The organism is Sporosarcina luteola (assembly GCF_007991495.1).
Taxonomy (GTDB): Bacteria; Bacillota; Bacilli; order Bacillales_A; family Planococcaceae; genus Sporosarcina; species Sporosarcina luteola.
Genome location: NZ_BJYL01000045.1, coordinates 1 through 22355 on the forward strand (window position 1 = coordinate 1; position 22355 = coordinate 22355).

Genomic DNA, 22355 nt, shown 5'->3' on the forward strand with positions numbered 1-22355 from the left:
CCTTACTGTATAATAATGGTTAATCAACACGCCTGTTCATTTTATACACTATGAAAAAGAAGTCCGCCCCCCAGCTATCTGTTTACAGACTTGGAGGACGGACTTCTATGTAAACTTAAAGATTACTTGACAGCATCTTTAAGCGCTTTACCCGCTTTGAATGCAGGTACTTTGCTTGCAGCAATTTCGATTTCTTCTCCAGATTGCGGGTTGCGCCCTTTACGAGCTGCACGTTCGCGAACTTCGAAGTTACCGAAACCGATCAATTGTACTTTATCACCTTTTGCAAGTGTCGATTGGATTGTATCGAATACTGCTTCCACTGCTTTAGTAGCGTCTTTTTTAGTTAGACCTGCTGCTTCAGCAACTGAGTTGATCAATTCTGTTTTATTCACACCATTCACCTCCTCTCAATGAGTTAACCGTCTTATTCAATATAAACTCTTTTAAAAGATTAACACACTAAAAACCGCGGTGCAACAATATTATAAGCGATTACGCTCTATTTTGCCTTATTTGACCAAAAACAGAAAAAGACCCGTGAAATACGGATCTTCTAAGGGTATTTATTCACAAATCTTAAACAATAAATGTGATCATGCCTTTGTTTCCATCGTTGACCATTTGCTCGATCGTTTCTCTCAGCCTTTTACGTGCATTCGGCGGGACCGAGGACGTTTTAAATCGGATGCTTTCTTTCAACACTTCATGCAATGGAGTGCCGAATAACTGTGTCTGCCAGAGTGCCTCCCGATCGTGTAGATAGGCATTCTTTAATTCCTTCAGTAAATGGTGACTGTGGAATTCAGAACCGATGAGTGGCGAGAACTCGGCATCCATATCAATGCGGATAATATGAAGCGAAGGGGCTGCCGCTTTCATGCGAACTCCGTAAAAATTATCTTGCTTAATGAGCTCTGGCGGTGACGGTTGGAAATCATCGATTGTCGGCAGCGCAACGCCATATCCGCTCTTTTTAGCAGTGTCGATTGCTTCTGCGTACATATCATACGACTTCTTCGCTTTGACGGCATCCTTGATAAACAGAAGCCAATCCTTTTTTGTCCTCATTTCCTGTTGCATAATATCTTCACAAATTTCACGGAACGCTTGCTCATCCATCTCGATATTGACGGTCGCTTTGCCCTTCCCAGCATCAACATCGACGACTTCAGCATGTCTTACAAACTTTTCATCTTTCAACCGCTCTGCAAGTTCTTGTACTTTACGGATTTTAGATGCAACGAGGAACCCTTCATTGATGACGTTGTCAATGGCAGCATTCAATTCATGCTCAGGACCTAGCACGTCCATCCAGTCTGGCTTTTGCAATTCGATGTCAGTGATCGGGAATTCGTACAGCGCCTCTTTCAGGATGAGTTGGATTTCCTGTGCATTCAATTGATCCGCACTTATCGCAATTACAGGGACTCCATGTTTTTCATGCAGCTGATTCTTCAAAGCATTCGTTTTTTCGTGAGCCGGCATTTTCGAATTCAAGACAATGACGAATGGTTTGCCGATTTCCTTCAGTTTGCCAACAATCTCCTCTTCGGCAACCTCTGCTGCCGCCCTTGGAATGTTATTGACTGTTCCGTCCGTTGTCACAAGGATGCCGATTGTAGAGTGGTCACGAATCACTTTGTCGGTTCCGATACGCGCCGCTTCCTCAAACGGGATCGGTTCATTATGCCAAGGAGTATGGACATATTTCGGACCATCCTCATCCTCATATCCTTTCACTCCATCAATCACATAACCGACACAATCCGCTAATCTAACTTGAAAGGACAATTCCCCATCCCCGATAGATACTTGAGTACCTTGTGCAGGGACGAATTTCGGCTCAGACGTCATGATGATCGGACCTGGCGAGCTTTGAGGCAATTCATCCTGCGCCCTTGCCCGATCGCCTGCATCCGTCATATTCGGTATGACGACCTCTTCCATCACCCTTTTGACGAAGGTCGATTTCCCGACACGAACAGGGCCGACAACACCTATATAAATATCCCCATCCGTACGCCTCGCCAGATTTTCATACAACTCCTCTTTCATACTTAGCCCTCCTTTTTTCGCGCATATTAGTTTATGTAAATGAAAAACGTTTCATGCTAAAAAATGCATGAAACGTTTTGGATATTCTATATAATTATTTACTCTTCATAAATACCGGTTCATTTTGTTCGTTCACCGTGTAAGGCAATGAATAGGCAGGGAGTATTGGAAAGTCATCAGAAAGAAGGTGACGGATGTCTTCCCCTTCTTTGACGTCGGGCTTTTCCTCTTGGAGTATTCGATTCAAGTCAATCGAATAATCTACATAGAAATGGCCATCCCCTCCGACAACGATTGGAAGCAATGCATCAGAATAGGGACTTTCAACTTTCAAAGGTTCTTTAAACCCCATTGTTTCAAAGTCGATTTCATAGACGTTTTCCCCGACGGGATCCTTGAACGGAAGCTTTCCATTGATTTGCCAACGCAGATTTAATTCCCGAATGCGCTCTGCAATTCGTAAATCAACAAGTTTTACGGTCGGATTCTCTTCTACATCCATTAGGACGTATTGGTAGATGCCTCCGTTCTCATATGCGTTGGATGGAATTTTTTCAGTATATGCTGGGACAAGCTTCGAAAATTCAATCGGATACTTTATGTACTGATCTGTTTCACTTTCCCTTGTCTTGATGGGAAGAAGTCCCCCGTTATTTTCTTTATAGGCATTTACTGCATTTTGGATCGTGCCAATTTGTTCTTCGTACGGATTTTCCCTTGATGCCTTTTCATCGCCAGGGTACATACAGCCCGAAAGAAGAAATACAATCATTAGGGAAGAAAGCAATAAAAACTTTTTACGAATCATGTTCACTTAGCTCCCTCCTGTCGGTCCGCTGAATACGAGATATACCATTGCAAGGAAACAAAAAATTAATAAAACGTATGCAATAAATGCAAAAATGAATTTTAATAGTCGATTCGAAAGCTTATGTCTGCTAACGTAAATGAGTCCCATGGATACGACCATGAAACCCATCGCGTAAAACGATAGCCACATTTTATCCAATGAGGACAAGTGGATCATCCTTTCATGTCATACAGATCTTATTATTTGTAAAAAATATCTTCTATCTCTTGTTTTTTCATTCTGCTCATTAGCTGATCAACCGCTTCTTTCGGCGGCACATTTTCGAACAGGACGGAATACAAGGCTTCTGTCAGTGGCATTGATACATCATATTGAAGGGATAGCTGATAGGCAGCTTTTGTTGTCCGAACGCCTTCGATGACCATGCCCATTCCTGAAACGACTTCTTCCAATGTTTTTCCTTGGCCTAGCAGATTGCCAGCCTTCCAATTACGGGAGTGGACGCTTGTACATGTTACGATCAGGTCGCCTAATCCGGTCAAACCCGAAAATGTGAGCGGATTCGCCCCCATCTTCATGCCAAGTCTCGTAATCTCCGCCAAACCACGCGTAATAAGAGCCGCTTTCGCATTGTCTCCATAACCGACACCGTCGATAATTCCTGCGGCAAGGGCTATGACGTTTTTCAACGCCGCACCTAATTCAACGCCGATCAAGTCATTATTCGTATATACGCGGAAATAGTGATTCATAAAGAGATCCTGAACCCGTTCAGCAGCCTCCTGATTATGGGATGCAGCTGTTACCGTTGTCGGATGCCGGAGGACGACTTCCTCAGCATGGCTTGGTCCTGACAACGCAACAATAGCTTGACGTTTTCCAGGATCCACTTCTTCTTCAATCATTTCGGAAATCCGCTTCAATGTATCCGGCTCAATACCTTTGGAAACATGAACGATTAGTTTTGGTTTTTCAGTGTATTTTTCAATTTCAATACAAATTTCCCGAATCGCTTTTGTCGGGACGGCAATTACGATTATTTCCGCATGCTCAACTGCTTTCTTCAAGTCAGACACAGCATTTAAATTCCGCGGCAAAGAGATGCCTGGTAAATAGGCCTCATTTGTATGCCGCTCATTTATTTCAGCCGACTGTTCCTGCCTTCTTGTCCAAAGTAGACAGTCATGTCCATTTTCGGCAAGGACGAAAGCGATGGCGGTTCCCCAACTTCCAGCCCCAATCACTGCAACTTTATCCAATTCATTTCACCTCTCTTAAATCAGCTTCTTGCCCGTGTGATAAGACGGATCGGAGTTCCTTCGAACCCAAAAGATTCCCTTAAACGGTTTTGAAGAAAACGTTCATAAGAAAAATGCATAAGCTCCGGTTCGTTTACGAAAACGATAAAGACTGGAGGCTTGACCGCCACTTGAGTCGCGTAATAAATACGCAATCTGCGTCCTTTATCGGAAGGAGCAGGATTACGGGCAACCGCATCCTCAATTACTTCGTTCAATACGCTTGATTGAATGCGCAATGCATGATTTTCACTAATCATTTTAATCGTATCGAATAACGTCGTTACCCGTTGTTTTGTTTTCGCAGACACATATGCGATCGGCGCATAATCGAGAAATAAGAAGTTTTTGCGGATGTCCTCGTTGAATTTATTCATCGTTTTGTCGTCTTTTTCGACGGCATCCCATTTATTCACAACAAACATGACGCCTTTTCCAGCTTCCTCAGCATATCCTGCAATACGCTTGTCCTGCTCCCTGATTCCCTCTTCGCCGTTTAGCACAATTAAAACGACGTCTGAACGATCAATCGCTTTCAAAGCTCTCAACACACTGTATTTCTCCATGTTCTCATAAACTTTCCCTTTTTTACGCATGCCCGCTGTATCAATGATCTTGTACTTTTGCCCTTCGAATTCATAGGATGTATCGATCGCATCTGTAGTCGTCCCGGCAACATTACTGACGATAACTCTTTCTTCTCCGAGCAAAGCATTTACGAGCGATGACTTTCCAACATTCGGTCTGCCGATTAATGAAAAACGGATAACATCTTCCTCTTCGGCATCATCCCCGGCTTCAGGGAAGCTCGCAGCAACTGCATCTAACAAATCCCCTAATCCAATTCCGTGTGAACCTGAGATCGGATACGGATCGCCAAAGCCAAGCGAATAGAAATCATAGATCATATCACGCATATCCGGATTATCAACTTTATTCACCGCTAGGACAACAGGCTTTTTCGTCTTGTATAGTATTTTGGCAACTTGTTCATCGGCATCTGTCACGCCTTCACGGCCGTTTGTCAAAAAGATGATGACATCTGCCTCATCAATTGCGATTTCCGCTTGAAGCCGTATTTGTTCGAGGAACGGTTCGTCCCCGATGTCGATGCCGCCTGTATCGATTAAATTGAAGTCATGTGTGAGCCAATCCGCAGAGCTATAGATTCGGTCGCGCGTCACGCCTGCCACGTCCTCTACGATTGAAATACGCTCTCCTACGATACGATTAAAAATTGTCGACTTCCCTACATTCGGTCTTCCAACAATTGCAACAGTTGGTTTACTCATTCTTTTAACACCCTTCTTCCAATATGTCTCTTGTGTATTATACAAGACTAAAGCGGAGGGCGCCAGCCTAGAGGCGACAGGCATAAGGCGAAGATACGGAGTGGCGGTCTTTGCCACGCAGTAGCTTTGACTTATGACCCCGAGCCTCTGGCGCCCGGAGCTAGAAGCAACAAAAAAGATGATGATGCCTATGTAAGCACCATCACCATAACTTTTGCAGTTCATTCGAACGTTCGATAATTTGTCAAAATCATTCCGTGAACTTTTTCAATTGATCACCAATGACATCGCTTAAAGAGAATCCTGTCTCTTCCTTCATTTCATAATCACCGTACGATTCTTCTTCTTCCTTTTCCAACAAGTCCTTGATGCTCAAAGAAAGTCGTTTCTCTTCTGCGTTGACATCAACAACTTTAACATCAATTTTTTGTCCTTCTTCCAACACTTCATGCGGCGTTCCAATATGTTGGTGAGAGATTCGCGAAATATGGACGAGCCCTTCTACACCCGGGAACACTTCTACGAACGCACCGTAAGAGACGAGACGTCTTACGATCCCTTCGTGGACGGATCCCTTCGGAGCTCGTTCTTCAATATTTTCCCAAGGTCCAGGCAATGTTTCTTTGATCGATAACGAGATGCGTTCTGCATCGCGGTCCACAGAAAGGACTTTTACATTCACCTTGTCCCCTTCTTTTAGAACGTCGGATACTTTTTCGACATGTTCATGGGATAGCTGTGAAATGTGGACCAATCCATCCACACCGCCAATATCTACAAAGGCACCGAACGAAGCGATGCGTTGGACTGTTCCTTCCAACACTTGGCCCTCTTTCAGGTCTTCCAGTACTTCTTCTTTCTTATTCGCTTTCTCTTCTTGCAGAACAGCTCTGTGGGATAAAATCAGTCGGTTTTTCTCCTTGTCCATTTCGACGATTTTAAACTCCATCGTGCGTCCTTTATAGTCTTCAAACGATTCAACGAAATAATCTTCCACAAGTGATGCTGGGATAAATCCGCGGACGCCAAGATCTACCACAAGGCCGCCTTTTACAACATCTTTCACTTCTGTTTCGATAGTTTCTTGGTTATTGAATTTCGCTTCCAATGAATCCCAAGCATTTTCCGCATCGACTCTACGTTTGGAGAGTACAAAGTTTTCATCTTCCACTTTCGTGATGATCAATTCAAGTTCTTCATCAATCGCCACAGCATCTGATGCTTTTTCAATATGCAGGCTCGATAGTTCGCTAATGGGGATGACACCATCAAATGGCGCACCTGAAATTTCTACTACAACAGATTTGTCTTCAATTTTCGTTACCTTTCCAGTGACTCGGTCACCTTCTTTATATCCGTTCATTTCGTCCAAATTCATTTCTTCAGTCATATGTAGTCCTCCTCCATTATGAATCCTATCTCTATATTATTCGAATCAATGTATAAAAACAAAAAATTACCCTTATCAATTTATTTATTTTGTTTTAAAAGATTGCCGATTTCGCTCATAATCACTTCAGTTACTTCTTCCGCGGATGCCTTTGTTTCGCGATAGACTGTCATATCGATCGGCTTTCCATAGATGACACGCAATTTTTTAAACGGCTTATATTGACCTATGATTGCGCAAGGCATTACAACGGCATCCCCTTTAAGCGCAAAAAATCCGGCGCCCGCAAGTCCTTTACCGAGTTCGCCCGTTTTGCTTCTTGTCCCTTCTGGAAACATGCCTACAACTTTGCCGCCACGCAACAATTTTAAAGTTGTCCGAAACGCCTCACGGTCGCTCATCCCACGTTTTACGGGAAACGCTTGGACTTTAGGCAGGACGCTTTTAAGGACCGGCATTTGAAAAAGCTCTTCCTTCGCCATGAAATGTACTTCCCGCGGACACGTTATGCCAACAACTGGCGGATCTAGATTATCAATATGGTTTGTGCAAAGAAGCACTCCTCCTTCTTTAGGAAAATTCTCTTTGCCTGTCACTTCGATGCGATACAGCGGATAGAAAATCGTGCTGATCAAAAATTTACCTAACGGATATAGATTCATCTTTCCATCCTCTTTTCCGCCAGCTCTATCAATTTGTCGGCTACTTCATCAATAGACATGGAAGTCGTATCGACCAAGATTGCATCATCTGCCATTTTCAACGGGGAGATTTCTCTTTCACTATCTGCGCGGTCGCGATTTTCAATCTCTTCCTTCAATTGGCTTAGGGATGAATGGATTCCTCGTTTTTCATTTTCCTGAAAACGTCTTTCTGCTCTTTCATCCACGGATGCAGTCATAAAAATCTTCAATTCTGCTGCTGGAAGTACGGCAGTACCAATATCGCGGCCATCCATAACGACACCTGTCCCTTCTGCAAGGGCTCGTTGTTTTTCAATCATCAACTTTCGGACTGTCGTATGAGCTGCCACTTTAGATACATTCGATGTCACTTCTTGTGATCTGATTTCATCCGAGCAATCGACTCCATCAATCAACACAGCTTGACCGCCGTTTTTCGGGATGAGTAGTATTTCAGTATGCAGAAGTAAATCCCCTAAATCCTTATCACTATCCATATTTATGTCCGACCGGATCGCTTTATGCGTTAAAGCACGATACATCGCGCCGGTGTCAATATAAGTGAAACCTAATTTTTGGGCAACCTTTTTCGCAATCGTACTTTTCCCTGCAGCTGCAGGTCCATCAATGGCTATAATTATTCCATTTAACATATCATCTACCCCCGAATTCATTTCGAAAACATTGTATCATAATCCTGCTACAGGTGGCAGCTCAGCGCCACCCTCCAATTTCTATTTATATATGCGGAATTTAAAGAATCAAAACCCGGATTTCCACTTCAGGCGGACGCTTTCCGCGGGCACGGCTTCAGCCTCCTCACTTCGCTTCGCTTCGTTGCGGGGTCATCAGCTCGTGCTGTTCCCGCAGGAGTCGCCGCCTTCCGTTCCAATCCTAAAGGGAGTCCGAAATATATAAATTCGTTATATATAGAAAGTGGAAAAGTCCTTTATCAAACAGGACTTTTCCACATGCAACTTTTTATTTGTCGTTTCTTTCCTGTAATTGCCTTTCGAAGCAAAAACGGATGATGTTTTGCCGGTCAGTTGAATTGATTTCGGCAAATTGCATGGAAGCGATGCGACGATTGTTCTTTTCCCATGTCCGTACAGCGTGCGCCTCAGTTTTAATATATTTTATCTCATCATTCATGAATGGTAACGCAATTATCAGCTTCACACATTCATTATCTTCAAATTCTTCCTTCGGACCTAAATTAATCGCAATGCCGCCCGCACTAATATCTTCCGCTACAAATTGCTGAAAAACACCACCGTAATCCACAGCGACATCAATGGGTGTTTCAACACGGACAAATTCACGTCTTTGGATTTTTATCAATTGATCATCACCAGGGTATGTTAATTTCAACATTGGAATCCCACGATTCAATCTTCCCGCCACTTCAGTTCGGAATGCATATGACATTTTATTTTCAACAAAAGAAATAAGCAACTGCGTCCCATCCATGAAAAAAGCTGTCTTGCCGGTTTCATAATGTGCCGGATATGCGATCATAATGAAGTCTTTTCCAGTATCGACAACTTTGCTTTTATATTTCTCACCTTTTTCAGTGAAATCCTTGTCTATGATGATTGTTGTGCCAACCGAAAGACGCAATGCAAAACACCTACCTTTTTAATGGTTATATCCATTATGTCACGGGTAGGTGTAAATTCCAATATCAAAATTCCGGTACGATTGAACTATTGTTCGCTAATTCAGTTTCTCCGTCTTAATGACTTCAGCTGTTTCCGCATCGACAATTACATTGTACGTCCCTATAGTCCCATGTTCATCACGCGTTACCGTCAAATAATGAGAGAGCCTCTGTTCAAGCCTTTCATTTTCCACATAAGCCAACTCGTCATTCACTATTTTTACGTCTTTATGGAAAAACTCGTTCCAATCCATCTTTTTAACCGATTGTCGGTGCAGCTTTTCTTTCCGGATATATTCTGCCGCGTTTAAACCAATCACATCTCCATTATCTTTCGCCACTTTCACATGGATAACATCCGAAAATACTTTTGCCCCATAAAACGGTTCTTTTCTAACAAAGACAAAATGCCAAGCTGTACTGTTTTCCCTCGATTCTTCGTAGACGAGATCTTTATAATTGGCAGCTACAAGGAAGTCTTCCGCTCTTTTTTTGATTTCATCAAAAGATAGCGAGTCTTTGCCAAATGGTCTTTCGGACAGATAGGAAAGCACATGGCCGCCTTTTTCAGTAATATCGATATAGCCGATGGATTCCCCATCAGCAAATCGAATATGGAAAAATGGGTATGGGGAACCCGGCATACTCTTTTCCACCCCGATGACTTCATTTGAAACAGTAGGGAAGACCGTTTTGAAACGCTCAACTGCCACCTCCTGCGTCACTTTCGCTTCATCAATATTTTTCAGTTCCTTCTTCTTCATAGCATCTGATTCACTTGCTGTTAACGGGAAATCCGTTTCTGTATATTGCTTTATAGACTCGCCCATATTCGACCAATCTACATCAGGATTTGTTGCATTGAGTCGATTCGTCCATTCGTCCATTGAGTATTTCCCATCTACAAGGCCTGCAGTCGCTAATGTCCATTCATCTTGCATAACCCCTAAATTTTTCGAGGCTTGTGACATGACTTTATAATATTCATCCGGTTCAACTGACCGATCCGCTTCTTTCGCATAATTTCCGATCCTGCCTAAATAATTCATCCAAGATGTCGAAAAACTCGCATCCAACGGCAAAGAAGCGACTGAGCTTTTTATGTCGGATGAAAGTCTCCAAATATCCTCTCTTGCTTTCTGTGATCCATCCGAGTTATTGAACAAGAGCGTTTGTTTTAAAGCGGAATCCAGTTCATCCAGTTTCTCTGAAGCGTCCGCCATTTTTTTTGCGTATTGATTGCTCAATGCTAAAGAAAGTTTACTGTTCTCTGTCGTTTTCGTAAATGCAAAAACAGATACAACAATTAGCGCATAGGCTAAAACAAATACCATTTTTTTCATAGTCAATGTAAACAGCCCTTAAGGAGCCATTCCGCGATCCTCCTTTTGTCTTGCGATCAATGGCAGAAAACATGCAAGCCGATTTTCTTCACTTGAGGTCTTGACCAGATCCATTTACTCGTAGCTGTTATTGGATTAAAGTAATAAATGGAATTCTCGGAAGGGTCCCATCCGTTCAACGCATCAAGCACGGCCTCTTTTGCCCGTTCATTCGGCGTCAACCAAATTTGTCCGTCCGCAACGGCAGTGAAGGCACCCGGTTGGAAAATAACCCCTCCTATCGTGTCAGGAAAGTCGGCATGCTCCACCCGGTTTAAAATTACTGCGGCGACGGCAACTTGCCCTTCATACGGCTCTCCTCTCGCCTCTCCGTAGACGGCATTCGCCATCAGCTTCAAGTCCTGCTCCGAATACTTCGACGGCAAATGGACGTTCTCATTTCCACCGCCCCCTTGTTTCACTTGTGACGATAAAGGTTTTCCACCGTAATGGGTGAACTGATTCCCTTTCTTTAAATTATCCATTACAAATTTTTCATCATATGAGGAAGCGGCAGTCAGCTTCTTCTTTGTTTGTGACCCGGCAATCCCATCAATCGGCAAGCCGTATTGTTCTTGGAATGATCGCAACGCCCAATAGGTCCCGTAACCGAACTTTCCATCGATTTTGCCATTGTAGAATCCTATATACTGAAGTCTCGCCTGTAATTCAATAATATCGTCTCCCGTCGAACCTTGTGCTAAATCACGGGAGCTGAACGCATTGATTTGAACAGGTGAAGTCGCATATGCGGATCCGATCAGCAATGCAATAGTTAAAATGCTTAACACGATTTTTTTCAAATTCATACCCTCCTTTCTTTCAGTTTGTCCAAACTATTACTTTTTATTATCGGTATGAAATAAAAAAAGATCCGGTATAATTTCTCCCGGATCTTACTTGTTCATTTTATTTTCATTTGAGCTTTCTTTCTAAACTGCTGCATGGCAAATGTATGGGCGTATTTGACTCGCGTCAGTCCAAACCACCATAAGAACAGCATGAATGGAATGATTAAATAAAGGGATAAATCATTCACTCCTAAAATTCCATTGTAAATGAAGTGAAGGATGAATGGTGCGAAGAAGGCAAAAAACAACATGCCTTTTCGATTCGCTACCGTTGTAAATTTAGCTCTTCCAACATAATAGCCCATGACGACTCCGAAAAGGGCGTGGCTTGAAACCGGTAATAGAGCTCTTAAAAATGCTGTATCCAATCCGAATGTGAACAGGTAAAGAATGTTTTCAACTGTGGCGAAACCTAATGATACACTTGCGCCGTACAGGATCCCATCATATGCATCTTCAAATTCGACATGTTTATAGATTGCGATCAGCAAGATGAGCCATTTGAAAAACTCTTCAATCCAACTCGTAAAAATGGCATTTCTGAAAAATTCATTCGGGAAGATATTCTCTTCTTCAAAGACATGCTGGATGAACATGATCGGGAATGTCATTGTTGCCCCGTATATGAAAGTATGAAATAACGTACGTGAAGGCTCTTTGGCGATCTGCTTCCGTAAATAAAAGTAGCTAAAGAGCGCCAAACCTGGTGCTATGGCAACGGTAAGCAATATTATCATAGTCAGGCGGCCCCCTTTCCCTACTATTATATCATGCCTCTTACATCTACTGGGAAATGTTGCTATTTTTTATTACAATATGCTCTGCTATTAAACCGCCATGCAGTCTGCCATTTTCTATGAAAATCTCGTTGGCGTTATTTCCTGCGGCAATGACGCCTGCAATATACAAGTCTTCTATATTTGTTTCCATCGTTGCATCGTCAAATGTCGGGCGGCCGCTTTCATCGTCGATTTCTATGCCGATCTGCTTTAGGAATCGATGGTCGGGATGATAACCGATCATCGCGAAAACATAATCATTCTCAATCGTTTGTTCTATTCCGTCCGTTTCGAATGTAATTGTAGTTTCGGTGATTTCTTTCACAGCTGAATTGAAATGCATTGCAATCTCCCCGTTGCGGACTAAGCTGTCAAAGCCTGGTAGTATCCAAGGTTTGACACTTGGAGAGTAGTCGGATCCTCTATAGATGACAGTAACCGATGCACCTGCGCGGACTAATTCAATGGCAGCGTCCACTGCTGAATTCTTTCCTCCAATGACTGTAACTTTTTTCCCGTAAAAAGGGTGTGCTTCCTTGAAGTAATGAAATACATTCGGAAGGTTTTCTCCAGGAACATCTAAGGCATTCGGATTATCATAGTAGCCTGTCGCCACGACTACATAATCTGCTTTGTACTGATTTAAATTTGTATGCACTAGGAATGATCCATCGGTTTTTTCCACTTTTTCTACCGTTTCAAAGCTATTTATCGAAAGATCCTTCATCTCCGCTACTTTACGATAGTAGACGAGTGCATCGTTTCTTTGAGGTTTTTCCTTTGCTGTAATGAACGGAATATCCCCTATCGACAGTTTTATGCTGGAGCTGAAGAATGTTTGATGTGTAGGATAGCGATAAATTGCGTTAACGATATTCCCTTTTTCAATGATTAATACATCCAATCCAATGTTCTGCAGTTCAATAGCGGCAGATAGACCACATGGCCCCCCGCCAATCACAATGGCTTTCTTGTTCATTTTTTTCATCAATCTCCTTCATTACATGCGAAACTTCCTATATCGATCAATACTTGATTTTTATAATATGGCTTTCCGGTGCTGCCCCTAATCGAAGCGGGACAAGCGAAGTCCCGTACCCATTACTTATCAATTTCGCTTTTCCTTCGGATACGTTGAATTGTCCCAATGGGTGTAACGCAAACTTTCCAATCCTTATTTGACCGCCATGCATATGTCCTGCAAGCATCAACTCAGGACGGCAAATGGCCTCCACTTTTCGAAACAATGATGGTGTATGTGTAACGACGATCAAATAACGATAGGTGTCAACATCTTTAAGTGATGCTTCCACATCAACATTATTACTCGAAGGGTCGTCGGTGCCGCAAATGCCCCATAACGGGTGCGTTTTAATCGGCGTATTCATATTATCCAAAATGGTGCAACCGTGTTGGGATAATAGGTCACGGATTGCGTCTTCCCCGATTTCCCGGTCATTATTTCCCCATACAAAAAACAACGGACCCAGTGTTGACAGCATTTTCACATTACGCTTGATCCGCAATAGAGGGACGCCTCTTTCAGCAAGATCACCACCGATAATGACAATATCAACCGGTCCATATGATTCAGCCTTTTTTAATAAGCGATTATCAATCCGGCGTCTATGAATATCCGAGATGAAGAATACCGATAGTTCCTTCCCTAGCAGCGGACCTTCTTGTGCGGAAAACGAATGGTGAACGACTTTTTTCCGATGTGCATAAGCAAACATATACGCAAGAAGTCCGAAAAACATACCGATAATCACGGTTACACTATTCAAAAAAATTCTCATTAGACACCCGCCATTAGAAAAAGGCAAAGAACCTGCCTTTGCCTCTTCCCTTCATTTCTTTAGAATTTATGGAATGATCAACTTTTGTCCCACCATTATATCATTCGAGGAAAGGCCATTCGCTTTTTTAATTTTTTCTACTCCGGAATCTGAACCATAATAATTCATTGAAATACGATAAAGTGTTTCATTCGCAGCAACTACATGCGTTTTAGATCCGGTTTCCACTTCAGGCTTTTTATCGACTTTCTGTTCATCTTTTTCTGAAGGCTTTTCCTTCTTTTCAGTAGCCGGCGGATTGACATTTACAGCAGGTTTTTTAGTCACTACTTCTTTGTTTTCCTTTTCTTCTAGCTCAGTTTTCCCATCAGTTGACTTATCATCCTCTTTTTCTTTCTCAGAATCAGTCGGGACTGCACCCGGGTTTTCACTATTTCCGGAGGGAGCATTCGTATTCGTCCCTACTTCAACAGGCACAATCGAACTATCTACCTTTGCAGAACCGTTATCAGGACCGAAATAGAAATTATAAAGAACATAAACAAAAATCAAAATGGGTATGAATGTGAAAACACCTAGAATAACATTGATCATCGTATGGCTAGAAGTCTTTTTCTGCTTTCGGCGACGGCCATGTCTTTCCGTTCGTGAAGGCAAACTTGCATCCTCATTATGGTCAAGTTCGATTTCTTTCCGATTGTTTTCAAACTCAACTTTATAATCATCATTTTTCATCGACAAATTCTCCTATTCCATGGTGCTCTTCTTTATATTATGACGAATTTTGTCGTAAATGTAAACGGACATCAGACCTGTTATCCTAGAAGGTTGGTAATTCTTTCATCCCAGGTAACCTTTTTGACCTTTCTCTCTAACTTCGTTTTTTCGGGAAGGTCTATCGATAGACCACAGACAGAACAACATTGCTCAGGTCTACCGTGACATTTTTCGCCAAAATACATCAATATGCTTTCGCGTATACATTGTTCGCCTTGCACGAGACGAATCATCTTTTGTAATTCGCTTTCCTTTTCAGCGGAAAGATCTTTTAACACTACTAGCACTTCATCCAATGAATGGCGCTCTTTGTAATAATCGATTACCCGTTTGCCCGTTTCCGTCAGACCTGCAAGTTCAGCCGCTTTTTCTGAATCGTTGCCGTTAGATAACAACTCAGCATAGTAACGGACATCACTTTCAATAGGCAAATCCGACTGGATGATGAAGCTCGTGATCCTCTCGTCAGTTGGCGAATAAAGAAGTGTTGCATAGGCTTGTAGTCCGTCCCTACCAGCCCTTCCAACTTCCTGCATATAGGCGGCAATCGTCGAAGGTGTATGCTCGTGGATGACTTGTCGTATATCAGCTTTATGCACGCCCATTCCAAATGCATTCGTCGCACATATCCAGTCCAGTTCTCCATTCAGGAATTGTTCTTGGATGATTGATCGGTCATCTTGTTCTTTCCCCGCATGATAGGATTGGACGGATACCCCTGCTAACTGCAAGTCGATCGCCAATTCATCGGCCCTTTTACGGGATGATGCGTAAATAATCCCTGGGCCCATCGAATTAGAAACACGTTCTTTGATCCAGTCCGTCTTCTCTTGCGGAGAATCCAGTTGGTGAATAGAATAGGAAATATTCGGTCGGTCTAAGGAATGTCGTTGAATGACCGGATCCCTTAATTGAAGATAATAAGGAATGTCCTTCATCACCTTATCGTCAGCGGTAGCAGTCAAGGCCAAAATCGGCGGTCGTTGCCCGGGCGATAAAAACTCACCGATGCGTAAATAATCCGGTCTAAAATCAAATCCCCATTGTGAGATGCAATGGGCTTCATCTACAACAATCAATGCAATTGCAAGCCTATTCATATGCTCCTTAAATGATTGTTGCGAAAGCATTTCAGGGGAAACAAAAATGAATTTATAAGTATTCAAATTTCGCAGTATCATTTTCCGATCGGCGTACGGCAAAAAGGAGTTCAATGCAACAACGCGTTTTTCACCATTTTTCCTCATTTGCATTACTTGATCTTCCATTAATGAAACAAGGGGTGAAATGATCAGGATTGCCCCATTCATCATATACCCCGGCAATTGATAGCAAAGTGACTTTCCCATGCCTGTCGGCAAAATGGCGATTGTATCGTGACCTTTCAAAACATGTCGAATCACTTCTTCTTGACCTGGGCGGAAATGCAAAAAGCCGAATCGTTCCAGCAGTTCTTTATGTAAATCCATTAGGCTTCACCTTCCTTACAAACCGCCATAATAAGACGAAGTTCAAAGTAGGATAATGAATCAAATTCGTTCTTCAGGAGTTTCAAACGCTTTGTTCCCATTTCTGTCGATTTTGTTATAACCGTCTTAATGATTCCCTCCGAAACAAAATGCGTGATAGGGAAATTGTCATCGTTCATCGCCATTTCAATGAAATGGTCTTCGATCGTACTCATTTTCAAGTTCCGGGCGGAAGCAATATCTTTCATTGAATACCCTGCATCAAATAACTTCTTAGACCTGGATGCTGAATCGGTTAAATAGGATTGCACTTTTATATCGGTTGAGACTTTTTTAAGAAAAGGGTACATTTCACCTGATTCGACAACCGGAAGCAATCTATGAAGGCTTTCTATGAATAACAGACGGATGCTAGTCGTTGACTCCTCCATTTCCCCAGCTAATTGATCCCAAGTTTTGGCTGTTTCTCCTTTACCCGATAGACGGTTCGAGAAAATATATTTCTGTTTCTCGGACATACCGCTAGCGTTAAGCGCTTGTTTCAGCTCTTCGCCAATAGTTCGCGCATATACCGGATCGGTTAGCGGCTGACCTTTTACTAATCCCCTTACGAAAAGTTGTATATCTCGATCGCTTTGAATAGGTGTGAAACTTGATGTTCCTGTCCGTAGATAAGAAACAGTTTGAACTGCCAATGCAAGTCTTCCAAAAAAAATCATTTCGCGCCCGCGATAATTCCATCCGTTAAAATGATAGTTCGGCAAATTCATTACTTGCTGCATTCCCTTTTCAGTCAGATAGACAAACTTTTCGTCAAACTCTATTAAATTTGCATGCACCAATTCGTCCGCAGCCATTCGGAATAGCGGCTCTTCAAGCTTTGGCCAAATCGCGAAAAACGGTTTAACGTCAAAATACTCTGCGTCTTGTAGGGTTTGACCAGATTTTTTACCTCGCAAAAGATGCAAAGCCGAATTGATGGATCGTTCTCTATTTAACTTGCTTATGACAAATAAAAGGATAGAAGACAAATTCACGCCTGATTCCCCCCTAAAATGAGTGGTTTATTGTTGAAAACTAACGAAAACAGCTTTAGAATGGATAGGGAACTAAATAGATTGTGCGGAGAAAAGAGGAGAGAACGTCAATGACTTGCAAAAAATACACCATCGTTGACCAGGATACATGTATCGCATGCGGAGCTTGCGGCGCTGCAGCACCTGACATCTACGATTATGACGATGAGGGGATTGCCTACGTTATTTTAGATGATAACACGGGCGTTACAGAAGTTCCAGAAGAACTATTGGAAGACATGGAAGACGCATTTGATGGTTGTCCGACTGATTCAATCAAAGTCGCAGACGAACCATTTGATGGGGATCCGTTAAAATATGAATAACTAAATAATCAAAAGCGAAGGGCGCTCGCTCAGCTGCGACAGGCATAAGACGGACATGCGGAACGGCGCTCTTTGCCCGTGTAGCAGGGCCGACTTATGACCCGAGCAGCTAGCGCCCGGAGCTAGACGATAACTAAAGCGTAGGGCGCTCGCTCAGCTGCGAAAGGCATAAGACGGATATGCGGAACGGCGCTCTTTGCCGTGTAGCAGGGCCGACTTATGACCCGAGCAGCTAGCGCCCGGAGCTAGACGTAAACATGAACAAACCAAGAGGCTGTCCAGAAAGTCGAAAACTGACTTTCTGAGACAGTTTTTTACTATTAAAGGATCGAGTGTGCGTCCAAAGTAAGTTTTTATTCTAAAATATGCTTATTCTACCGTGGAAGCTTAAATTTCCCTTGAACGGGACATTGGGAGACGTTTAATTGACCGCGGGAGCCTAAATTTCCCTCGAGCAGGACATTAAGAGCTGTTTAATTGACCGTCGGAGCCTAAATTTCCCTTGAACGGGACATTAAGAGCTGTTTAATTGACCGTGGAAGCCTAAATTCCCCTCGAGCGGGACATTAAGAGCTGTTTAATTGACCGTGAGAGCCTAAATTCCCTTCCAACGGGACATTAAGAGACGTTTAATTGACCGTCGGAGCCTAAATTCCCCTCGAGCGGGACATTAAGAGCTGTTTAATTGACCGTGGAAGCCTAAATTTCCCCTTGAACGGGACATTAAGAGCTGTTTAAGCGACCAGTCATGCTTTTTTTCAATTTCGTGGGTAAATAAAACGAAAAAGCTGTTCAGAAAATCAGTTTGCACTGACTTTCGGACAGATTCTCTTAGTCTTTAATTAAACCTTGCAAAACCGTTGATTTCCGTTTCAGTCGCGCGGTGAGCCAAGCGAAACAACTAATTACCATCAAAGTTTTTTGTAAAGAAACTTAGAACTAACTAGGCAACAAGTATTCCTGCAAATACCGAAATTATAATTATAGACATTTACTGTTAATCTTTTTTTGATGCCGACTGTTAAATACATTATTTTATAAAAGCGCCCGGTTGAGGAAGATTTATTCTTGTTTTGAGCGTTCAATAAATTGCTCAATATGTTCCGGTTCTTGTTTTAATAAATTCGATAAAAATAACAACTGAGGAAATGGCTCTAAAACTAAGTCCTGATTGAAATTCTCTTTAATTTTAACTAAACCATTTAGATTTAAAAATTCGTTTAATGTAATTTGTCTACTACAAATTAACTCAATATCCTTTGGTGACAATAATAACAGTCCTTGTGACTCAGAGGATGGACAAGGTTCTTTATCTGCAAGAGATATGTACATTACTGAAAATGCTTCCTCTTCATTCCCTTTAATAAGGATCGGATTAACTTCTCCAGTCATTAGTACATTATTGGCTTTTTCATTCCAACCATTTAAATGATATGTAACTGGAAAATTTACTGGGTTAATCTGTTAATCTGTATTGAAGACTCTTCCAATACCTCTCTTATCGCTGTATCCAATGGACTTTCTTCATTTTCCCTGTGGCCACCTAATCGGACTACCCCAAGCTTATCACCATTTTTAGTGGGACCAACTTGAAAAACAAAATAACCATTGTATAATACATAAGCTCCAGAAGTCTTTACATTTTCCAATGCGTAATCCAATGTTTTCACCTTTATTCCCCCACAATCCAGGCCTATTGATGCGAAAATCTTATGTGAATAATGACCCTTCATTACCTCGCTATACATAGATACGGTTATTTTATTTCCATTAATCAAATTGAAACATCATTCATCTTTTCAGAACATCCAACAAGCAATAGCCAAACACTACTCCTGATACTGTAGCGAATGGAGTGTAAGTTACTACATTCAACACGTTCATAAGTATCGAATAATCGCCAAGTGATGTGTAAGTCCAAATGATATAAATCCAAGCCGGAGAAGATACAATGGAAAAAGTAGGGATACCTATTGCTATGAATTTTGGCCAATCAAAAGTCCATTGTTTTTGTTGCTTAATGTCTTTGACCAATAGAGGAAGCTTTAATAACATCCCGATGATGATTGGAAAAGCAGTACTGTATACAAAAAGCAATTTGTCATCAAATTGTTCTTGAGCAATGTATTTTAAATTCAGATAGTATTGGCTACCTAAATAACAAATGAAACCGATACATAGAAACCAGACAAAGTAGTGCGTAAATCGTTTCATCTTAGCACCCCCTTATGTGTATCTATCATATGATTAGGTATACACAGGAGGTACAAGAGCTGTCCGATAAAACGAGAGTTTTTGACGATTGTCTTTATGGAGAAATCTCTTATTAGAACAATAATCTTAACTTGAATTTTGGCCGTTTGTTGAAAGGACGGAAATCCTTATACCAGATTTGTGCCCGATTGATGAAAAGTAAGAAACGTTAAGACTGCAACAAAAAGACTTTAAATATTAGCTAATTAACTTTAAAGATCAAATCTGATGGAACTGGCTTCATTCCAATTTCTCTAGCCCAGATTGATAATTGACCTATATGGTGTATTTCATGGGTAATAATGTGATAGAGAACTTGTTCATATGTCCATTGTTTTTAAATTACTTCATTTAAGTCTGTCTCAGGAAGATCCTCATTAATAATCTTTTTTATAAAGTCACCTATCTCTTCTTTAAGCAATCCTTTTTGAAAGACATTAGTTTTTTTATAATAAAATTTTCGTCGTCTCCCATATCAAAGTAAGATAAATATGTGGACATTTCACTTACAAACATCTTCGTATGAAGAGTTATATCTTTAAAATCCTTATTTTCATCTTCAATTAAATATATATAATTCATTTGTTTGTTATTGCGAATATCTGAATACATAACTAGGTAACCCAACACTTCAGTTGAACGGCCATCCCAGTATTCATTAAAGTTTCGTATTAAGCTCCGTTTTTATATACTCGGCATATTTTTCTGGTATGTACAACCGCATATAAAGATAACCATCCTCTATATCGTCTGTTATTTCAAATCCTATGTTGCTCCAAAATTTTTGTGCGGTTCTATTTTCCAGATTAACTGGTAAGGAGATCCTTCTTGCATTAAATTCTTTACACAAGTATTCAATACAAAGCTTAGCGGCTGCTGATCCATAGCCTCTTTTTTGAAAACGGCTATCTATCATGAAATTTATGATTTGGGGGTTATTTTCGCCAATATACATTGAAACAAAACCCACCATCACATTATCAGCATAAATTGCAAAAGGGCGTGAATCATCATAATCTACCCACGCTTCGGCTAATGACCACGCTACAGAATCTACAAAGTCCACATTGGTATCAGTCCGTAAGTTTAAACATTCTACATAATTGTTCCCATTTATTTTTCTTAAATCTACCAAAGAAATACCTCCTTCCAAACATAGTTAAGGATATTTAATGATTTAATTTATCGACATTTATTTCTCCAATGTTTACTCCCCATAGTACACTTGATTCTTATCCATCTTTTTATATTGCTACGATTAACAATTAATAGTGGTAAGCTCATTCCACAAAATCCCCTTGGATAAATTTATCCTCACGGTTAAATTTGATTTTAATGCTTTTTGAAGTCATGGGATCCGGAGAATCCGCTACATGAAAATGGATGTGCGGTTCACTGGAATTTCCAGAATTACCAACTAGCCCAAGCAAATCACCCTGTTTGACCTTATCCCCTTCCTTTACGATTATCGAATCGTATTTGAAGTGTACAAGATAACTGAATTCCTTATTACCGTGGTCAAGGATGACGTAATTGCCTAAGGGCTGCTCTTTATTCATTCTACCAACGGGTTGATTATCCTTTACACTATTTTCTACTTTAACAACGGTTCCATCAGCCGGCACTAGGTATTCCTTGCCAAATGTATAATAGCTTTCATTTAAGGCGGGATCTCCTTCATATGTGCTGTCCTCATTCATGACCATAAAGTCGTAAGCATAGCGCTGGTTTTCATATTCATAATGGTAATTCACCAAACTGTTTGTACCTCCCCAAAATACAAACCACTTATCCAGAAAAGGAAAATCAAATACTGTTTCTGTATAGACGTTATCAGTTTCCGGATACACCGCGAGCGGCATAACCTGTAAACCAAGGACAGTATGATCTCCATCAAAGATTGCCATCATCCCTTTAGTACCACTATCATCTGTCCAAACGTATTGCTTAGCGCCATTACCTAAAGGGAGTTCAGATTGCAGTATAAATGAATCAACATCTTTATTAAATTCTTCACCGATCTGCTGCAACTGCTTTAAGGAAACTTCATTCCGAAACGCTTTGCTCATCTGACTGTACACCTTTTCAAAGTCCCCATTTAGAAATGTATCGGATAATTCCTTTGGCTTCATCAGTTTCTCTCCTCGGTTAAGATCTTCTTCCTTACTTTTCTCAACTCCCTTCTCTCCCGGATTACAAGCAGTTAAGAAAACAGTTGAAAAGGCAACCATTATGAATAATAATTTGAAATACCTGATGCATATCCTCTCCTTATAAACATTTGAATATATAATAAAAATACAGCATAAGAATAATCCTTATCCATTGATAATCCGGCCACTATTGAAATAATACTGCAGTTACTCCTTGATAAATTAATGCACACATTTGAAGCATTCGCACATGCTATTTTGCTTCATTCTGTTTCCACATAATAAAGTTATAAACTGA

The 22355-nt window shown here is 41.3% G+C and carries 24 protein-coding genes and 1 pseudogene; 1 reads left to right on the forward strand and 24 read right to left on the reverse strand.

What is annotated here, in order from left to right; all coding sequences use genetic code 11:
* Positions 1 to 122: 122 nt before the first annotated feature.
* The 18 genes from hbs to SLU01_RS15165 form a co-directional block, all read right to left on the reverse strand.
* Positions 123 to 395: a non-specific DNA-binding protein Hbs gene (gene hbs / locus SLU01_RS15080; protein ID WP_147059822.1), complete on the reverse strand. Its 273-nt coding sequence runs from the start codon at positions 393 to 395 to the stop codon at positions 123 to 125.
* Positions 396 to 579: 184 nt separating this feature from the next.
* The gene (gene spoIVA, locus SLU01_RS15085) at positions 580 to 2058 is read right to left on the reverse strand and encodes a stage IV sporulation protein A (RefSeq protein WP_147059824.1); all 1479 of its coding nucleotides are present in this window, start codon (positions 2056 to 2058) and stop codon (positions 580 to 582) included.
* 94 nt (positions 2059 to 2152) lie between these two features.
* On the reverse strand, positions 2153 to 2866 hold the full coding sequence (locus SLU01_RS15090; RefSeq protein WP_147059862.1) for a YphF family lipoprotein: 714 nt from the start codon (positions 2864 to 2866) through the stop codon (positions 2153 to 2155).
* Positions 2867 to 2872: 6 nt separating this feature from the next.
* Positions 2873 to 3085 (reverse strand): DUF2768 domain-containing protein, encoded by a 213-nt coding sequence (locus SLU01_RS15095; protein WP_373866425.1) that lies wholly within the window; start codon positions 3083 to 3085, stop codon positions 2873 to 2875.
* A 23-nt stretch (positions 3086 to 3108) separates the two neighbouring features.
* Positions 3109 to 4128 (reverse strand): NAD(P)H-dependent glycerol-3-phosphate dehydrogenase, encoded by a 1020-nt coding sequence (locus SLU01_RS15100; protein WP_147059828.1) that lies wholly within the window; start codon positions 4126 to 4128, stop codon positions 3109 to 3111.
* A gap of 20 nt (positions 4129 to 4148) precedes the next feature.
* Complete coding sequence (gene der, locus SLU01_RS15105; RefSeq protein WP_147059830.1) at positions 4149 to 5459, reverse strand: ribosome biogenesis GTPase Der; 1311 nt, start codon at positions 5457 to 5459, stop codon at positions 4149 to 4151.
* Between the two features lie 250 nt (positions 5460 to 5709).
* The gene (gene rpsA / locus SLU01_RS15110; protein ID WP_147059832.1) at positions 5710 to 6849 is read right to left on the reverse strand and encodes a 30S ribosomal protein S1; all 1140 of its coding nucleotides are present in this window, start codon (positions 6847 to 6849) and stop codon (positions 5710 to 5712) included.
* Positions 6850 to 6929: 80 nt separating this feature from the next.
* Positions 6930 to 7511, reverse strand: a complete 582-nt coding sequence (locus SLU01_RS15115; protein ID WP_147059834.1) for a lysophospholipid acyltransferase family protein — start codon at positions 7509 to 7511, stop codon at positions 6930 to 6932.
* A complete protein-coding gene (gene cmk, locus SLU01_RS15120) occupies positions 7508 to 8185 on the reverse strand; it encodes a (d)CMP kinase (protein ID WP_147059836.1) in 678 nt (225 codons plus the stop codon). Before cmk ends, SLU01_RS15115 begins: the two co-directional genes overlap by 4 nt.
* 328 nt (positions 8186 to 8513) lie before the next feature.
* On the reverse strand, positions 8514 to 9152 hold the full coding sequence (locus SLU01_RS15125) for a flagellar brake protein (RefSeq protein WP_147059838.1): 639 nt from the start codon (positions 9150 to 9152) through the stop codon (positions 8514 to 8516).
* A 96-nt stretch (positions 9153 to 9248) separates the two neighbouring features.
* A complete protein-coding gene (locus SLU01_RS15130) occupies positions 9249 to 10535 on the reverse strand; it encodes a PepSY1/2 domain-containing protein (protein WP_246111010.1) in 1287 nt (428 codons plus the stop codon).
* A gap of 56 nt (positions 10536 to 10591) precedes the next feature.
* Positions 10592 to 11383, reverse strand: a complete 792-nt coding sequence (gene sleB / locus SLU01_RS15135; protein ID WP_147059842.1) for a spore cortex-lytic enzyme — start codon at positions 11381 to 11383, stop codon at positions 10592 to 10594.
* Positions 11384 to 11478: 95 nt separating this feature from the next.
* Positions 11479 to 12162, reverse strand: a complete 684-nt coding sequence (prsW, locus tag SLU01_RS15140) for a glutamic-type intramembrane protease PrsW (RefSeq protein WP_147059844.1) — start codon at positions 12160 to 12162, stop codon at positions 11479 to 11481.
* 46 nt (positions 12163 to 12208) lie between these two features.
* Positions 12209 to 13192: a YpdA family putative bacillithiol disulfide reductase gene (locus SLU01_RS15145; RefSeq protein ID WP_147059846.1), complete on the reverse strand. Its 984-nt coding sequence runs from the start codon at positions 13190 to 13192 to the stop codon at positions 12209 to 12211.
* Between the two features lie 37 nt (positions 13193 to 13229).
* Positions 13230 to 14003 carry a metallophosphoesterase gene (locus SLU01_RS15150; RefSeq protein ID WP_147059848.1) on the reverse strand — a complete coding sequence of 258 codons (774 nt, stop codon included), beginning with the start codon at positions 14001 to 14003 and terminating at the stop codon, positions 13230 to 13232.
* 66 nt (positions 14004 to 14069) lie between these two features.
* The gene (locus tag SLU01_RS15155) at positions 14070 to 14738 is read right to left on the reverse strand and encodes a LysM peptidoglycan-binding domain-containing protein (RefSeq protein ID WP_147059850.1); all 669 of its coding nucleotides are present in this window, start codon (positions 14736 to 14738) and stop codon (positions 14070 to 14072) included.
* Positions 14739 to 14818: 80 nt separating this feature from the next.
* On the reverse strand, positions 14819 to 16249 hold the full coding sequence (locus SLU01_RS15160) for a RecQ family ATP-dependent DNA helicase (RefSeq protein ID WP_147059852.1): 1431 nt from the start codon (positions 16247 to 16249) through the stop codon (positions 14819 to 14821).
* Positions 16249 to 17286: a YpbB family protein gene (locus SLU01_RS15165; RefSeq protein ID WP_147059854.1), complete on the reverse strand. Its 1038-nt coding sequence runs from the start codon at positions 17284 to 17286 to the stop codon at positions 16249 to 16251. Before SLU01_RS15165 ends, SLU01_RS15160 begins: the two co-directional genes overlap by 1 nt.
* A 110-nt stretch (positions 17287 to 17396) precedes the next feature.
* Between SLU01_RS15165 and SLU01_RS15170 the strand changes: the two genes are divergently transcribed.
* Complete coding sequence (locus tag SLU01_RS15170; RefSeq protein WP_147059856.1) at positions 17397 to 17651, forward strand: ferredoxin; 255 nt, start codon at positions 17397 to 17399, stop codon at positions 17649 to 17651.
* A 1062-nt stretch (positions 17652 to 18713) separates the two neighbouring features.
* Here SLU01_RS15170 and SLU01_RS18405 read toward each other — a convergent pair.
* From SLU01_RS18405 to SLU01_RS15195, 6 genes and pseudogenes are all read right to left on the reverse strand, one after another.
* Positions 18714 to 19043 (reverse strand): hypothetical protein, encoded by a 330-nt coding sequence (locus SLU01_RS18405; protein WP_308507741.1) that lies wholly within the window; start codon positions 19041 to 19043, stop codon positions 18714 to 18716.
* 56 nt (positions 19044 to 19099) lie between these two features.
* Positions 19100 to 19321, reverse strand: coding sequence for an NUDIX hydrolase (locus SLU01_RS18410; protein WP_308507742.1), 222 nt, complete (start codon positions 19319 to 19321; stop codon positions 19100 to 19102).
* Positions 19322 to 19442: 121 nt separating this feature from the next.
* The gene (locus tag SLU01_RS15180) at positions 19443 to 19865 is read right to left on the reverse strand and encodes a hypothetical protein (RefSeq protein ID WP_147059858.1); all 423 of its coding nucleotides are present in this window, start codon (positions 19863 to 19865) and stop codon (positions 19443 to 19445) included.
* A gap of 241 nt (positions 19866 to 20106) precedes the next feature.
* Positions 20107 to 20241 (reverse strand): annotated as a pseudogene (locus SLU01_RS18375) (DinB family protein); the annotation flags it as partial.
* Positions 20242 to 20562: 321 nt separating this feature from the next.
* Positions 20563 to 21039 (reverse strand): GNAT family N-acetyltransferase, encoded by a 477-nt coding sequence (locus SLU01_RS15190; RefSeq protein ID WP_147059860.1) that lies wholly within the window; start codon positions 21037 to 21039, stop codon positions 20563 to 20565.
* Positions 21040 to 21184: 145 nt separating this feature from the next.
* Positions 21185 to 22036 carry a M23 family metallopeptidase gene (locus SLU01_RS15195; protein WP_246111009.1) on the reverse strand — a complete coding sequence of 284 codons (852 nt, stop codon included), beginning with the start codon at positions 22034 to 22036 and terminating at the stop codon, positions 21185 to 21187.
* Between the last annotated feature and the right edge of the window lie 319 nt (positions 22037 to 22355).

Excerpts from the sequence above, each read along its gene's own strand:
- SLU01_RS15090 (WP_147059862.1), bottom strand. The coding sequence starts at position 2,866 with ATGATTCGTAAAAAGTTTTTATTGCTTTCTTCCCTAATGATTGTATTT.
- SLU01_RS15145 (WP_147059846.1), bottom strand. The coding sequence starts at position 13,192 with ATGAAAAAAATGAACAAGAAAGCCATTGTGATTGGCGGGGGGCCATGT.
- spoIVA (WP_147059824.1), bottom strand. The coding sequence starts at position 2,058 with ATGAAAGAGGAGTTGTATGAAAATCTGGCGAGGCGTACGGATGGGGAT.
- SLU01_RS15180 (WP_147059858.1), bottom strand. The coding sequence starts at position 19,865 with ATGAAACGATTTACGCACTACTTTGTCTGGTTTCTATGTATCGGTTTC.
- der (WP_147059830.1), bottom strand. The coding sequence starts at position 5,459 with ATGAGTAAACCAACTGTTGCAATTGTTGGAAGACCGAATGTAGGGAAG.
- SLU01_RS18405 (WP_308507741.1), bottom strand. The coding sequence starts at position 19,043 with ATGACTGGAGAAGTTAATCCGATCCTTATTAAAGGGAATGAAGAGGAA.
- SLU01_RS15170 (WP_147059856.1), top strand. The coding sequence starts at position 17,397 with ATGACTTGCAAAAAATACACCATCGTTGACCAGGATACATGTATCGCA.
- rpsA (WP_147059832.1), bottom strand. The coding sequence starts at position 6,849 with ATGACTGAAGAAATGAATTTGGACGAAATGAACGGATATAAAGAAGGT.
- SLU01_RS15095 (WP_373866425.1), bottom strand. The coding sequence starts at position 3,085 with ATGATCCACTTGTCCTCATTGGATAAAATGTGGCTATCGTTTTACGCG.
- SLU01_RS15155 (WP_147059850.1), bottom strand. The coding sequence starts at position 14,738 with ATGAAAAATGATGATTATAAAGTTGAGTTTGAAAACAATCGGAAAGAA.
- prsW (WP_147059844.1), bottom strand. The coding sequence starts at position 12,162 with ATGATAATATTGCTTACCGTTGCCATAGCACCAGGTTTGGCGCTCTTT.
- SLU01_RS15115 (WP_147059834.1), bottom strand. The coding sequence starts at position 7,511 with ATGAATCTATATCCGTTAGGTAAATTTTTGATCAGCACGATTTTCTAT.
- SLU01_RS15130 (WP_246111010.1), bottom strand. The coding sequence starts at position 10,535 with ATGAAAAAAATGGTATTTGTTTTAGCCTATGCGCTAATTGTTGTATCT.
- SLU01_RS15160 (WP_147059852.1), bottom strand. The coding sequence starts at position 16,249 with ATGGATTTACATAAAGAACTGCTGGAACGATTCGGCTTTTTGCATTTC.
- cmk (WP_147059836.1), bottom strand. The coding sequence starts at position 8,185 with ATGTTAAATGGAATAATTATAGCCATTGATGGACCTGCAGCTGCAGGG.
- SLU01_RS15195 (WP_246111009.1), bottom strand. The coding sequence starts at position 22,036 with ATGAAGCCAAAGGAATTATCCGATACATTTCTAAATGGGGACTTTGAA.
- SLU01_RS15150 (WP_147059848.1), bottom strand. The coding sequence starts at position 14,003 with ATGAGAATTTTTTTGAATAGTGTAACCGTGATTATCGGTATGTTTTTC.
- sleB (WP_147059842.1), bottom strand. The coding sequence starts at position 11,383 with ATGAATTTGAAAAAAATCGTGTTAAGCATTTTAACTATTGCATTGCTG.